The 13,215-nt window shown below is 69.2% G+C and carries 13 protein-coding genes; 8 read left to right on the forward strand and 5 right to left on the reverse strand.

The genetic code is table 11. The features are described from left to right. Positions 1 to 35: 35 nt before the first annotated feature. The 4 genes from tcuB to GXN78_RS03395 all read right to left on the reverse strand — a co-directional run bounded on the left by tcuB (position 36) and on the right by GXN78_RS03395 (position 5,048). Positions 36 to 1,244, reverse strand: coding sequence for a tricarballylate utilization 4Fe-4S protein TcuB (gene tcuB, locus GXN78_RS03380; RefSeq protein WP_164255358.1), 1,209 nt, complete (start codon positions 1,242 to 1,244; stop codon positions 36 to 38). Further along, positions 1,228 to 2,664: an FAD-dependent tricarballylate dehydrogenase TcuA gene (gene tcuA, locus GXN78_RS03385; RefSeq protein ID WP_106561460.1), complete on the reverse strand. Its 1,437-nt coding sequence runs from the start codon at positions 2,662 to 2,664 to the stop codon at positions 1,228 to 1,230. The genes tcuB and tcuA overlap by 17 nt, the downstream gene beginning before the upstream one ends. Positions 2,665 to 2,777: 113 nt before the next feature. Continuing rightward, on the reverse strand, positions 2,778 to 3,725 hold the full coding sequence (locus tag GXN78_RS03390; RefSeq protein ID WP_164255359.1) for a LysR substrate-binding domain-containing protein: 948 nt from the start codon (positions 3,723 to 3,725) through the stop codon (positions 2,778 to 2,780). Between the two features lie 42 nt (positions 3,726 to 3,767). Continuing rightward, positions 3,768 to 5,048: a LysR family transcriptional regulator gene (locus GXN78_RS03395; protein ID WP_106557754.1), complete on the reverse strand. Its 1,281-nt coding sequence runs from the start codon at positions 5,046 to 5,048 to the stop codon at positions 3,768 to 3,770. Positions 5,049 to 5,226: 178 nt separating this feature from the next. Between GXN78_RS03395 and GXN78_RS03400 the strand changes: the two genes are divergently transcribed. From GXN78_RS03400 to GXN78_RS03435, 8 genes are all read left to right on the forward strand, one after another. Continuing rightward, a complete protein-coding gene (locus GXN78_RS03400; RefSeq protein WP_106557755.1) occupies positions 5,227 to 6,255 on the forward strand; it encodes an amidohydrolase family protein in 1,029 nt (342 codons plus the stop codon). Between the two features lie 25 nt (positions 6,256 to 6,280). Then, positions 6,281 to 6,964 (forward strand): 4-carboxy-4-hydroxy-2-oxoadipate aldolase/oxaloacetate decarboxylase, encoded by a 684-nt coding sequence (ligK, locus tag GXN78_RS03405; protein ID WP_106557756.1) that lies wholly within the window; start codon positions 6,281 to 6,283, stop codon positions 6,962 to 6,964. 25 nt (positions 6,965 to 6,989) lie between these two features. Beyond that, entirely contained in the window at positions 6,990 to 8,276 is a 1,287-nt protein-coding gene (locus GXN78_RS03410; RefSeq protein WP_106557757.1) for a gallate dioxygenase, read from the forward strand. Then, positions 8,273 to 9,256, forward strand: coding sequence for a tripartite tricarboxylate transporter substrate binding protein (locus GXN78_RS03415; RefSeq protein ID WP_106557758.1), 984 nt, complete (start codon positions 8,273 to 8,275; stop codon positions 9,254 to 9,256). Before GXN78_RS03410 ends, GXN78_RS03415 begins: the two co-directional genes overlap by 4 nt. Before the next feature lies 1 nt (position 9,257). After that, positions 9,258 to 10,238, forward strand: a complete 981-nt coding sequence (locus GXN78_RS03420; protein WP_106557759.1) for a tripartite tricarboxylate transporter substrate binding protein — start codon at positions 9,258 to 9,260, stop codon at positions 10,236 to 10,238. 19 nt (positions 10,239 to 10,257) lie between these two features. Continuing rightward, positions 10,258 to 10,953 (forward strand): substrate-binding domain-containing protein, encoded by a 696-nt coding sequence (locus tag GXN78_RS03425; RefSeq protein WP_106557760.1) that lies wholly within the window; start codon positions 10,258 to 10,260, stop codon positions 10,951 to 10,953. Between the two features lie 58 nt (positions 10,954 to 11,011). Beyond that, the gene (locus GXN78_RS03430) at positions 11,012 to 11,926 is read left to right on the forward strand and encodes an amidohydrolase family protein (protein ID WP_106557761.1); all 915 of its coding nucleotides are present in this window, start codon (positions 11,012 to 11,014) and stop codon (positions 11,924 to 11,926) included. 122 nt (positions 11,927 to 12,048) lie between these two features. Then, a complete protein-coding gene (locus tag GXN78_RS03435) occupies positions 12,049 to 12,531 on the forward strand; it encodes a hypothetical protein (RefSeq protein WP_106557762.1) in 483 nt (160 codons plus the stop codon). A gap of 17 nt (positions 12,532 to 12,548) precedes the next feature. Here GXN78_RS03435 and GXN78_RS03440 read toward each other — a convergent pair whose 3' ends face one another. After that, positions 12,549 to 13,190, reverse strand: coding sequence for a DUF2894 domain-containing protein (locus tag GXN78_RS03440; protein ID WP_106557763.1), 642 nt, complete (start codon positions 13,188 to 13,190; stop codon positions 12,549 to 12,551). Between the last annotated feature and the right edge of the window lie 25 nt (positions 13,191 to 13,215).

Raw genomic sequence — 13,215 nt, forward strand, 5'->3', positions numbered from 1 at the left:
TTTCTTTCTTGAATGCGGGTGGAGCGCGCCGGCCCTCAGTCGTCGCCGAGCTGCAAGCCGCTCGGCCGGCGCTTCTCGATCGCGAACTTGAGCAACGCCGCCGAGCGGAAGATGCCGTGCGCGAACTTGCCGTAGGGCAAGGTGAGGAACAGCGCCATCACCACCCCGAGGTGCACCGCCAGCAGCAGGGCCATGAAGCGCGTGTCGCGCCAGGCCAGCAGCGCCAGTCCGGTGAGGCTGGTCAGCAGCAGCAAGGCAATGAAGCCGCGGTCCATCGGCCGCTGGGCCGTGTCGCCATGCGCCGGGTCGCGCCGCAGGTTCATCCACAGCAGGCCCAGCGGGCCGATCACCAGCCCGATGCCGCCGGCCGTGCCCAGCAGCACCGGCAGGCTGATGAGCGCATAGGGCGCCTCGAGCCCCAGCAGGTAGTGGTAGAGCGTCGCCACGCAGGTGGACGCGAAGCACAGCAGGAAGCCGTAGAAGGTGAAGTGATGAAAGCGCCGCCGCCAAAGCGTGAAGCGGTCGTCCTCGTTGTTGCAGCCCTCGCCGTGGCCGCCGTCGAGGTACTTGAGGCGCAGCGCGTCGCGCGTGGCTTCGGCAGCCGCGCCGTTGGCCGGCGATCCATCGCGACCCGGCGAGACCTCGCGCCAGAAGCGGCGCAAGCCCATGCCCAGCGCGAAGACGACAAAGAGGAACACCACGCCGAACACGCCCGCCAGGAAGTTGTGCGGAAAGATGGCGTAGAAGTTGCCGGCCAGGGGCTCGTGCAGCAGCGAGCCGGACAGCGCCACGGCCAGCACCAGGAACAGTGCCAGCCCGCCGGCCAGCGCCATTGCGACCGTGAGGCCGGCGCGGCCATAGAGCGCGCCCAGGGCCGGCGGCCACGCGTAGTCGTGGTAGGTCTGCATCCGCACCTGCGCCATCGCCCGCGGCACGTTGACCGCAAACTCGTGGGGCGGCGCGTACTGGCAGGCGTGCAGGCAGGCGCCGCAGTTGTGGCACAGGTTGGCGAGGTAGTGCGTGTCCGCCTTGCCGAATTCGAGCCGGCGCGTCATCGCGGGGAACACGGCGCAGAAGCCTTCGCAGTAGCGGCAGGCGTTGCAGATCTGCAGGATGCGGGAGACCTCCTCCTCGGTCGCCGTCGGCGGCAGCGCGGGCCGGATCGGAATGACGCGCGGGTTGGCTGTTCCAACGCCGTCCGCATCCAACCTGGCGCGCGCGACGAGTTCAGTGAGCGGCTGCAACGGCGGTCTCCATCGATGTTCTTGTCTTGTCGTTCAATGCGCAGCGCGCGGCCTGCGTACCGGCAAAACGGCCGAAGGCCGTGCCGATGCTCATGCCCACGCCCGCGGTGTAGCCCTGCCCCAGCACGTTGCCGGCCATCATCTCGCCGGCCACGAAGAGGTTGGGGCTCGGCCTGTCCGCAAAGCGCACCGCCGCGGTCTCGTCGACCTTCAGGCCGAGGTAGGTGAAGGTGATGCCGGGCCGCAGCGGGTAGGCGTAGAAGGGGGCGGTGTCCAGCGGACGCGCCCAGTGGGTCTTGGCCGGCGACAAGCCTTCGGTATGGCAGTCGTCCAGCGTCGTATGGTCGAAGCTGCCGGCGCGGCAGGCAGCGTTGTAGTTGCCGATGGTCTGCAGGAAGGTGGTCTCGTCGAGGCCGATCTTCTTGGCGATCTCGCCCAGCGTGTCGGCCTGCGTGCCCGGGAACACCGGCGGCATGAATCGGCCCACGGCCTTGCGGTCGATCACCGACCACGCGATCTGCCCCGGCTGCATCGCGACCAGGCGACCCCAGATCGCATAGCGCTTGGGCCAGAAGTCCTCGCCTTCGTCGTAGAAGCGCTTCGCCTCGCGGTTGACCACCACGCCGAGCGACACGCAGTCGATGCGGGTGCAGATGCCGCCGTCGTAGAGCGGCGCGCGCGCATCGATGGCGACGCAGTGCGACTGCGAGGGGTCGCCCACGGTGTCGGCGCCGGCATCGATCATGTGCTTCAGCAGCACGCCCGTGTTGAAGCGCGTCCCGCGGATCAGGAAGTTGTCGGCGGGCCATTCCCCCCGCTCGTTCTGGCCCCAGGCCTCGCGCAGCCATTCGCGGTTGGATTCGAAGCCGCCGCAGGCCAGCACGCAGCTCTTCGCCTCGATGCGCTCGCCGGCGGCGGTGCGCGCGGCAACGAAGCGCTCGCCCTCGAGCTCGATGGCAAGCACGGGCGTGTCGTAGCGGATCGCCACGCCCAGCCGCTCGGCGCTGCGGTAGTAGGCGTTGACCAGCGCCTTGCCGCCGCCCATGAAGAAGGCGTTGGTGCGCGCCACGTGGAGCGCGCCCGAAAGCGGCGGCTGGAAATGCACGCCGTGGCTGCGCATCCAGTCGCGACAGTTCGAGGAAGCGCGGATCACCAGCCGCGCGAGCTTCTCGTCGGTGCGGCCGCCGGTGACCTTCAACAGGTCCTGCCAGTACTCCTCTTCGGGATAGGCGTCGACCAGCACATCCTGCGGCGCGTCGTGCATGCAGCGCAGGTTGCGCACATGCTGCGAGTTGCCGCCGCGCCAGGCCCGCGGCGAGGCCTCCAGCACCAGCACCGACGCACCGGCCTCGCGCGCCATCAGCGCGGCGCACAGCGCGGCATTGCCGCCGCCGATCACCAAAACATCAAGGGGAGCCATGCACTGCGTTCTCTTGTCTTCATCGAGGGAAGCAGCAACTGTAGGAAGGGTGGCGCCCTCTGCCCAGGGGGCGCATCGCATGGCCCCTTCACGAATCGTGATGGGTCTGGAGGCTAACGCGCGCCGTCCGCCAGCGATGCGCCGGGCCAGTGCCCGGCACGCACCAGCGCCTGCGCGGTGTCCGTCAACACGATGCGCACCGCCAGTGCCGCGGGCGTGAGCTCATCGTCCGACAGGCTGCACACCGCATTGCGGCGCCGGGCCTCGCGATCGGCCAGCGGCGCCATGTGGAAGCGCTCCGCCGCATCCGGCCACCGCCCGACCGCCGCGCCGGGCTGCACGGTCGCGCCGAAGCCGGCGTCGACGGTGTCCATGAGCATCGCCAGCGAATCGATCTCGGCCACCAGATGCGGCACCACCCCTTCGCGCAGAAAGGCGGCATCGATCACGCTGCGCAGTCCGTGCGTGCCGGTGGGCAGGATCAAGGGCAGCCTGGCCAGCCGGGCGGTGGAGATGCTGCGCGTGCTCGTCGCTGCGCTGGCCGACATGTGGCGGCGGGCGCGGATCAGCAGCAGCTTCTCCTCCAGCAGCGGCATCACGCTCCAGCGCCTCGCGGCCTGGGTGTTGAAGAGGACGGCCAGGTCGAGCTGCCGGGCATTGAGCATCGCCGTCAGGTGGCCCGAGAGGCTTTCGACCATGTGCAGGCGCACGTCCGGATAGCGCTCGCGCATCGCGCGCATGAAGGGCATGGCCAGCACCGCCGCGGTGGTCGGCGCGAGTCCGACGCTGACAGTGCCCGTCAGCCGCGCATGCTTCGCGACGCGGGCGGCCTGGTCCGCGTGCCGCAGCGTCAGCTGCGCTTCGCGGAAGAAGGCCAGGCCCGCTTCCGTGGGCACCGCGCCCTTGGCCGTGCGTTGCAGCAGGCGCGTCGCCAGCTCGCTCTCGAGCCGGCTGATCTGCTGGCTGAGCGCCGATTGCACGAGGTCGAGGTCGATCGCCGCGCGGCCGATGCTGCCGAGCTCGACCGTGCGAACGAAGTAGCGGAGCTGGCGCAGTTCCATGTAGGGCTGATCGAAGGAAGCAGCGGCGATCCTCGCATACCTTCACGCGGCAAACTCGGGCGACCGGGCCACCACCGCGCCGATCTCCTGCATCAGCGCCCGCGCGCCCGGCGAGGGGAAGGCACCCTGGCGCTGCGTGAGTCCGATCCGGCGCTGCGTCTTGTCGAGGGGAAAGTTCAAGACGACCAGGCTGCCGTCGCGAATCTCGTAGCGCAGCTGGTGCGCCGAGATCGCGGTCAGCATGTCGCTCTCCAGCAGCAGGCCGCGCAGCACCGCGAGGTCGCCGGTCTCGACCGCAGGCACCGGCGCGGCCTGCTTCGCTTCCGAGAAGAAGCGCTCCAGCAGCTCGCGCGACGGCGAGCCCGGCCGTGAAAGCACCCAGCTCGCCTGGCGCAGCGCGTCGAAGTCGATGCTGCGCGCGGCGCGCGCCAGCGGATGTCCGGCGCGCGCGATCACTGAAATGCGGTCCTCGAACAGCGCTTCCTGCTGCAGGTCCTTCGCCTCCTCGTCGCTGCGCAGCGCGCCGAGGATGAAGTCGATGTCGCCGCTGCGCAGCGATGCCGCCAGCGCGTCGTACGGGCTCTCGACCGTCGCGACGTGCAGCCCCGGATGGCGCGCGAGCAGCGAGGCGATCGCGAGCGGCAGGATCTGCGTGCGCCCGAGCGGCAGCGCACCGACGTTCACGCTGCCCTGCAGCGTCCCCTCGCTGGCCGCGATGTCCGGGCCGATGTGGCGCAGCTCGGCCAGCACCCGCTTGAAGTGGAAGGCGGCGATCTCGCCGGCCGGCGTCGGCGACAGCCCGCGCGCGGTGCGATCGAAGAGCGCGACGCCGAGTCCGGCCTCCAGGTCCTTCAGCGCGCTGCTGATGGCCGGCTGCGTGATGCCGAACTCGCGCGCGACGGTGAGCATGCTGCGCTTCTCCACCAGGCTCGCGACCACCGCGAGACGCCGGCCGTTCAGGATCGACGCGAACAGCGAGTGGACGTCGGCGGAGGCGCCGATGCCGCCGCGCGCCACGAGCTGGGCCCGCGCGTCCTCGAACTCGCGCTCGATGCGGCGCGCACGCACCAGCACCAGCTCGCCGTAGGAGTTCAGCGCCATGCCGCGTGCGCGGCGCTCGAACAGCGGGCGGCCCAGCTCGCCCTCGAGTTCGGAGATGGCGCGCGTGACGCCCGAGGCCACGCGGTACAGCGATTCCGCGGCGCCGGCGATGCTGCCGGCCGCCGCCACCGCCGAGAAGGCGCGCAGGTGCCGCAGGTTGATGCCGAGGGCGGCAGCATGCGCCCTGCCTATAACTTTGTGTCGTTCGCGTTCGGGGGCCATCGTCTACGTTCCTTCCCGGGCAGTCAGCCCTGAGGGCTCCGGGGGTAAACCCTAGCACATAAGAAAGTCTGAGGGCATAGCAAGGCGAACTCACCCCACGCCGCGGCATGCGCAATCACACTCTCGGCATGCCCGATTCACTGCATTTCCCCCGGCCCTCGCGCCGACTGGAGGCCCGATGATCATCGACTGCCACGGCCACTACACGACCGCCCCCAAGGCGCTGGAAGACTGGCGCAACCGGCAGATCGCCGGCATCCAGGACCCGTCGGCGAAGCCCGCGGTGTCGCAGCTGAAGATCAGCGACGACGAGCTGCGCGAATCGATCGAGAGCAACCAGCTGCGCCTGATGAAGGAGCGCGGCAGCGACCTCACGATCTTCAGCCCGCGCGCCAGCTTCATGGCGCATCACATCGGCGACTTCGAGGTGTCCTCCACCTGGGCCGCCATCTGCAACGAGCTGTGCTTCCGTGTGAGCCAACTCTTTCCCGAGCATTTCATCGGCGCAGCCATGCTGCCGCAGTCGCCGGGCGTGGACCCGCGCTCGTGCATCCCGGAGCTGGAGCGCTGCGTGAGGGACTACGGCTTCGTCGCCATCAACCTCAACCCCGACCCCTCCGGCGGCCACTGGACCAGCCCGCCTCTGTCCGACCGCCACTGGTATTCGCTCTACGAGAAGATGGTGGAGCACGACATCCCGGCGATGGTGCATGTGAGCACGAGCTGCAACGCCTGCTTCCACACCACCGGCGCGCACTACCTGAACGCCGACACCACTGCCTTCATGCAGTGCCTGACCTCGGACCTCTTCAAGGACTTCCCGACGCTGCGCTTCGTCATTCCGCACGGCGGCGGCGCGGTGCCCTACCACTGGGGGCGCTTCCGCGGCCTGGCGCAGGAGCTGAAGAAGCCGCTCCTGAAAGACCACCTGCTCAACAACATCTTCTTCGACACCTGCGTCTACCACCAGCCGGGCATCGACCTGCTGACGCGCGTGATCCCGGTCGACAACATCCTGTTCGCCAGCGAGATGATCGGTGCAGTGCGCGGCATCGATCCGGAGACGGGCTTCAACTACGACGACACGCGGCGCTATGTCGACGCCACGCCGATGCTCGACGACGACGCCCGGCACAAGGTGTTCGAAGGCAATGCTCGCCGCGTGTACCCGCGCCTGGATGCCGCGCTCAAGGCCAGGGGCCTGTGACGAACTCGACCAAAAGGAGCTGACCATGTACGAACTCGGAGTCGTCCACCGGAACATCGAACGCGCAGAGAGCGCCACGGCCGACGCACTGGCTGCGCTGGGCTCTGCGACCGTGCACGAGGCCATGGGACGCGTGGGCCTGCTCAAGCCCTACATGCGCCCGATCTATCCTGGCGCGCAGGTATCCGGCACCGCCGTGACGGTGCTGCTGCCGCCCGGCGACAACTGGATGCTGCACGTGGCGGCCGAGCAGATCCGCCCCGGGGACGTCGTGGTGGCGGCCACCTTTACCGACTGCACCGACGGCTACTTCGGCGACCTCCTAGCCACCAGCTTCCAGGCGCGCGGTGCCCGGGCACTGGTGATCGACGCGGGCGTGCGCGACGTGCGCACGCTGGCCGAAATGAGCTTTCCGGTGTGGAGCCGCGCCATCAGCAGCAAGGGCTGCGTCAAGGCCACGCTCGGCTCCGTCAACGTGCCGGTGGTGTGCGCAGGCATGCTGGTGCACCCCGGCGACGTGATCGTGGCGGACGACGACGGCGTGGTGTGTGTGCCGCGCGCCCTGGCTTCGCAGACGCTCGAAGCCGCCAGGAAGCGCGAGGCCAACGAGGGCGAGAAGCGCACCAAGCTGGCTTCCGGCGTGCTGGGCCTCGACATGTATTCGATGCGCGAGCCGCTGGCGAAAGCCGGCCTGCGCTACATCGACTGACTGACGCCGGACAAGGAGAAGCATCATGGCTCGCATCATCGGCGCGGTCGCCTGCTCCCACACGCCCACCATCGGCTTCGCCTTCGACAAGAGCAAGCAGCAGGACCCGGTGTGGGCCCCCATCTTCGAGGCCTTCGCGCCGGTGCAGCGCTGGCTGGAAGAACAACGGCCCGACGTGCTGTTCTTCATCTACAACGACCACGTCAGCTCCTTCTTCTTCGACCACTACTCGGCCTTCTCGCTCGGTGTCGGCGAGCGGCACGAAGTGGCGGACGAAGGCGGCGGCGCGCGCGACCTGCCCGCGCTGGCCGGGCACCCGGCGCTGGCGCGGCACATCGGCCGCTCGCTGGTGGCCGACGAGTTCGACATGTCCTTCTTCCAGGACCGGGCGCTGGACCACGGCGTGTTCTCGCCGCTGTCGCTGCTGTGCCCCCACGAGCCCAACTGGCCGATGCCGGTGGTGCCGCTGCAGGTCGGCGTTCTCCAGTCGCCCGTGCCTTCCGCCCGGCGCTGCTGGCGGCTGGGCCAGGCGCTGCGCCGCGCGATCGAGAGCTACCCGGAAGACCTGAAGGTGGCCATCGTCGCGACCGGCGGCCTCTCGCACCAGGTGCACGGCGAGCGCGCGGGCTTCAACAACCCGGCCTGGGACGCACAGTTCCTCGACCTGATCGAGAACGACCCGGTGCGGCTCACCGAGATGACGCAGGCCGAGCTGGCCACGCTGGGCGGCCTGGAAGATGCCGAAGTCATCATGTGGCTGGTGATGCGCGGCGCGCTCTCGTCGAACGTGCGCAAGACGCACCAGAGCTACTACCTACCGTCGATGACCGGCATCGCGACCGCGATCTACGAGAACCTGGCGAGCCCGCCGGTCGCTGGAGAGGCAGACCGCCATCGCCGTCACATCGACGCGCAATTGGCCGGCGTGGAAGCGCTGGAGGGCACCTACCCCTTCACGCTCGAGACCAGCGTGCGCGCCTTGCGGCTCAACAAGTTCCTGCACGGGATGACACGGCCCGAGCACCGGGCCCGCTTCCTGGCGGACGAGGAAGCGTCGTTCGAAGACGCGGGACTGAGCGCGCAGGAGCGCGAGCTCGTGCGCCGGCGCGACTGGCGCGGGCTGATCCACTACGGCGTCATCTTCTTCATGCTGGAGAAGCTCGGCGCAGTGGTCGGCGTGTCCAACCTGCACATCTATGCCGCCATGCGCGGCCAATCGCTGGAAGCCTTCCAGCAAACACGCAACGCGCCCGGCGCGCTGTATTCGGTGGCCGGCAAGGACGCGGCACCTCAAACCTGGAACAAGTCATGAAGAAGATGTTTTTTCGCCGCCACCTGCTCGCCGCAACCGGCCTGCTGGCGATCGGCATGCCCTTCGGCGCCAGTGCCGCCGATGCCTATCCGAGCAAACCGATCAAGATCATCGTCGGCTACAGCGCCGGCGGCGCGGTGGACCTGATTGCACGCTCGGTCGGCCAGCGCATGAGCACCCTGCTCGGCCAGCCGGTCATCGTCGAGAACAAGCCGGGCGCGGGAACCAACATCGCGGTCAAGGCGCTCATCGCCAGCCCGCCGGATGGCTACACCCTGATGCTCGCAGCCAACGCACTGGCCGTGAACCCCGCGCTGTTCCAGCCCGCCCCCTACGACCTGGAACGCGACCTGACGCCGGTGTCCCTGGTCGGGCGCGTGCCCGTCGTGGCCGCGGTGCGCGAGGGTTCGGAGTTCAAGACCCTGCCGCAGCTGGTGGCCGCCGCCAAGGCGAAACCCGATACGCTGGGCGTCGCCACCCCGGGCAATGGCTCCACGCCGCACCTGGCCATCGAACTGTTCCAGCACACCGCCGGCGTCTCGATGCGCCACGTGCCGTACAAGGGCGGCGCGCAGGCACTCACGGATGCGGTGGGCGGCCACGTGGACGTGGTCGCGGTCAACGCCCTCGAGGCGGCGCCGCTGGCCAAGGGCGGCAAGCTGCGCGTGCTGGCGCTGATGAGCCCCGAGCGCGCGGCCGTGCTGCCGGGCGTGCCCACCGTCGCCGAGTCGGGCTATCCGGGCTTCGAAGCCAGCGTCTGGTACGGCTTCGTCGCGCCGGCGGGCTTGCCCAAGCCGGTGCTCGCAAAACTGCACGAGACAGTGCAGAAGGCGATCGAGTCGCCCGAAGTGCGCGACCAGCTCGCCGCGGCCGGGGGCGTGCCCTTGCCCGGACCGACCGAGCGATTCGACAAGCTGCTCAAGAGCGAAGCGGCCCGCTACGGCAAGTTGATCCGCGAGGCCGGCATCAAGCCGGACTGACATGGAACGCAGACAATTTCTTGCGGGTGCCGGGGCAACGCTCGCGGCGCTGGGCGCGGCGCCGATGCGCGCCCGCGCCGCTGCCTACCCCGACAAGCCGATCCGCCTGGTGGTGCCCTTCGGCGCCGGCGGCGTGGCCGATCTCACGGCGCGCGCCGTCGGCCAGGCCCTGGGGCAGCGGCTCGGCCAGAGCGTGGTGGTGGACAACCGCCCGGGCGCCGGCGGCGTGGTCGCGGGCGACGCGGTGGCCAAGGCCGCGCCGGACGGCTACACGCTGCTGCTGATGAGCAACGGCACCGCGGTGAGCGAGGGCCTGTTCAAACGCCTGCCTTTCGATGCGCGCAAGGACTTCGCCCCGATCTCCCTGCTCGGCCGGTTCGACCTGGCGCTCGTCGTGCCCGGCAGCTCGAAGTTCAAGAATCTGCAGGAACTGCTCGACGCCGCGAGGCAGCAGCCGGGCAAGCTCAACCTCGGCACCGTCAACGTCGGGAGCACGCAGCATCTGTCGGCCGAGCTGTTGAAGCTTTCCGCGCAGGTCGACCTGCAGGTGGTGCCCTTCAACGGGACGCCGGCCGTGCTGACCGCGCTGCGCGGCGGGCAGATCGATGCGGCGATCGAGATCCTGTCGCCGCTCATGCCGCAAATCCAGGCGCAGGGCGTCCGCGCCCTGGCGGTGCTGGGCGACGGGCGCTCGCCGCTGCTGCCGCAGGTGCCCACGGCGGCGGAGAGCGCCGGACTGAAGGGCTTCGAGGTGAGCTCGTGGAATGCCCTGGCCGCCCCCGCCAAGACACCGCCCGACATCGTCGCGCGCCTGGCGAGCGAGGCCCGGCAGGTGCTCGAATCGGCGGCGCTGAAGAAGCAGCTCGCCGACCTGAACGTGCAGGCCCGCGCCAGCAGCCCCGAGCAACTGGCGGCGCTGCTCGACAGCGAGATCAAGCGCTGGAGCGATGTGATCGCGCGAGCCAAAATCCCGCGCCAATGAACGTCTCGTTGCACGGACCATGACCTACCCTCCTCTCCGGATCATTTCGTCCATGGCCACGCGGGCGCTGCTCGAAGAGCTCTCGGCGGCCTACGCGCAACGCACCGGCGCGGCCGTCGCCGTCGAATCGGCGGGCGGGGTCGAAGCCGCGCGCCGCGTGTCGGCCGGCGAGCCTTTCGACGCCGTGACGCTCGCCTCCGACGCGATCGACAAGCTGGCCGCGGCCGGCAGGGTCGATGCCGCCGGCAAGGTCGATCTGGTCCGCTCGGGCGTCGGCGTGGCGGTGCCCGCAGGTGCCGCGCGGCCGGACATCGCCACGGAAGACGCGCTGCGCCGCGCCGTGAAGGGCGCGGCCGGCATCGGCTACTCGACGGGTCCCAGCGGCGTCGCGCTGATCGCGCTGTTCCAGCGCTGGGGCATCGCCGGCGAGCTCGAAGGCCGGCTGGTGCAGGCACCGCCGGGCGTGCCGGTCGGCTCGCTGGTGGCGCGCGGCGACGCGGCCCTGGGCTTCCAGCAGATGAGCGAACTGTTGCATGTCGAGGGCATCGATCTGCTGGGGCCCTTGCCGTCGTCGATCCAGATCACGACGGTGTTCTCCGCTGCGCCGTGCCTCGGGTCGGCCCGACGCGACGCGGTGCGTGCACTGCTCGATTTCATGGCCTCGCCGGACACCGCCGAGGCCAAGCGCCGCCACGGCATGGAAGCGGCATCATGAGACGCCGAGCCTGTCCCCAATCGAATCGCACCGCAGCACGTCGCGCGGAGGTTACCGAATGACCCACTTCACCAAGACGCCAGGCTGGCTCGACTGGCATCCCGCCCCATCGTCACCGCGCTTTCGCGTGCCGCCGGGCAGCGTCGACGCGCACTGCCACGTCTTCGGCCCCGGCGATCGCTTCCCCTACGCGCCCGAGCGCAAGTACACGCCTTGCGATGCCTCGAAGGAGCAGCTGTTCGCCTTGCGCGACCACCTGGGCTTCGAGCGGAACGTGATCGTCCAGGCCACCTGCCATGGTGCCGACAACAGCGCCCTCGTCGACGCGCTGCAGGCCTCGAACGGCCGTGCAAGGGGCATCGCGACGGTGAAGCGCAGCGTGAGCAATGAGGAACTGCAGGCCCTGCACGCCGCCGGCGTGCGCGGCGTGCGCTTCAATTTCGTCAAGCGCCTGGTCGACTTCACGCCCCGCGACGAACTGATGGAGATCGCCGGCCGCGTCGCCGGGCTGGGCTGGCACGTGGTGGTCTACTTCGAGGCGGTCGACCTGCCCGAGCTGCAGGACTTCTTCATCGACCTGCCGACCCCGGTGGTGGTCGACCACATGGGCCGGCCCGATGTCTCGCAGCCGGTCGACGGGCCGGAGTTCGAGTGCTTCGTCCGCTTCATGCGCGAGCACGAGAAGGTCTGGTGCAAGGTCAGCTGCCCCGAGCGCCTGTCGGCCAGCGGCCCGCCCGCGCTGGACGGCGAGCGCTCGCCCTACCGCGATGTGGCGCCCTTCGCACGCCGCATCGTCGAGCTGTTCCCCGACCGCGTGCTGTGGGGCACCGACTGGCCGCATCCGAACCTGAAGCAGCACATGCCGGACGACGGGCTGTTGGTGGACTTCATCCCCCACATCGCGCCGACGGCAGAGCTGCAGCAGAAGCTGCTGGTGGACAACCCGCGGCGCTTGTACTGGGCAGGCGATTGATCGCGTGCGCACAGCAAAGACCGTGTCCTGGGGCAAATCGACCCCCGAGTTTCAGTCCATTTGTCCCTTGAGCGAAGATCGCGATGCCGGTGTACTCACCCTCACGAACGGGGGTGCTTGCTATGACCGGAATGTTGAACTCGATGGCAGAGGGCTGGCGCCGCGGCAGGACAACTGCTGCTGCTGTCCGGCTGCTTGTGTTGGTCTACCGTGTTCCGTACGACGCGCGGTTGAGCCAGCGCGTGCAGGCCATCGAGGCAGAGTTGCCGCACTATCCGGCGACCGACCACGACATTGCCTTGAGCTATGTCGTCGAACTGCTCAAGGCCATGCCGACAGAAGAGTCCTGGCGGTTCAGAAGGGTCGTTGCCAAGTACCTCGCCATCGCCGAGACGGCAGAGGAGCAGTTCCTGTACGAAGTTCCGGCGCCCTTGATAGAGCTGAGACGGCTTGCCAAAGACCAGTTCAAGCTGGGTGCTCCCGCGGGCGAACGAATGGTCTTGCCTTGCCCGATGTGTTCGCAGCGGGTGCGTGCTCCACTCGGTAGAAAATTGCACATCACGTGCCCCAAGTGCAGCCATTCCTTCGACGCGGATCTGGGCTGAGATGGGTGTCGACCCAATCAGCCGGCTTTACCGCGGCCGGACTTCCTCTGCCCCTCGGCGCGCGGGGCCTCCGCACCCGCCGAAGCACTGCCGGCATTCGCCCGGTCGAGCCACAGCAAGGCATCGACATGCGACATGAAGCGGTGGAGGTACTCCGGCGACAGCTCGCGCATCAGCATGAGTGCGCGATGCACGAGCTGGTGCGAGTTGAGCGGGCCCGCATTCTCCGGCACGGCCGCCAGGGTCTGGGTCAGCCGCCGATCGGCACTGAGCCTGGACCAGGTGCTGCGGAAATAGCTCAGCGTCTTCAGTTCCTGAGAGGAGGAAGAGGACAAGCCGGGCACGCTGGCACCTGTGATTGCACCCTCCCCCTGTGACGACGCCGGCCGGGCGATGGCGTCTACGAGTTCCGCAAGCGGCCCGCGAGGGGCCTGGCCTTTCTGCGCCGCGCCGGAAGTGCCTTCTGCGGCGGGGATCTTGCCGAGATCCTCGGCATACGCGGCCAGCAGTTCCCGCACCTTGGTGTCCAGGATGTGCCGCGTTTCGCCGTGGTGCGTGGCGGCCCGCCTCGCCAGCGCTTCGATGAAACGGAAGCGCACGGGGTCGCGGCGATGATCGCCCCGCGCGCGGCATGCGTCGATCATCGCGCCGGCGTCCATAGCCGAGGCCGTGGCCGCCGCGCCG

This window comes from Variovorax sp. WS11 (assembly GCF_010499245.1).
Taxonomy (GTDB): domain Bacteria; phylum Pseudomonadota; class Gammaproteobacteria; order Burkholderiales; family Burkholderiaceae_C; genus Variovorax.

Bases quoted from the DNA above. Each gene is read 5' to 3' on its own strand.
- tcuA (WP_106561460.1), bottom strand. From the start codon at position 2,664: ATGGCTCCCCTTGATGTTTTGGTGATCGGCGGCGGCAATGCCGCGCTG.
- GXN78_RS03390 (WP_164255359.1), bottom strand. From the start codon at position 3,725: ATGGAACTGCGCCAGCTCCGCTACTTCGTTCGCACGGTCGAGCTCGGC.
- GXN78_RS03395 (WP_106557754.1), bottom strand. From the start codon at position 5,048: ATGGCCCCCGAACGCGAACGACACAAAGTTATAGGCAGGGCGCATGCT.
- GXN78_RS03400 (WP_106557755.1), top strand. From the start codon at position 5,227: ATGATCATCGACTGCCACGGCCACTACACGACCGCCCCCAAGGCGCTG.
- ligK (WP_106557756.1), top strand. From the start codon at position 6,281: ATGTACGAACTCGGAGTCGTCCACCGGAACATCGAACGCGCAGAGAGC.
- GXN78_RS03410 (WP_106557757.1), top strand. From the start codon at position 6,990: ATGGCTCGCATCATCGGCGCGGTCGCCTGCTCCCACACGCCCACCATC.
- GXN78_RS03415 (WP_106557758.1), top strand. From the start codon at position 8,273: ATGAAGAAGATGTTTTTTCGCCGCCACCTGCTCGCCGCAACCGGCCTG.
- GXN78_RS03420 (WP_106557759.1), top strand. From the start codon at position 9,258: ATGGAACGCAGACAATTTCTTGCGGGTGCCGGGGCAACGCTCGCGGCG.
- GXN78_RS03425 (WP_106557760.1), top strand. From the start codon at position 10,258: ATGACCTACCCTCCTCTCCGGATCATTTCGTCCATGGCCACGCGGGCG.
- GXN78_RS03430 (WP_106557761.1), top strand. From the start codon at position 11,012: ATGACCCACTTCACCAAGACGCCAGGCTGGCTCGACTGGCATCCCGCC.
- GXN78_RS03435 (WP_106557762.1), top strand. From the start codon at position 12,049: ATGACCGGAATGTTGAACTCGATGGCAGAGGGCTGGCGCCGCGGCAGG.
- GXN78_RS03440 (WP_106557763.1), bottom strand. From the start codon at position 13,190: ATGGACGCCGGCGCGATGATCGACGCATGCCGCGCGCGGGGCGATCAT.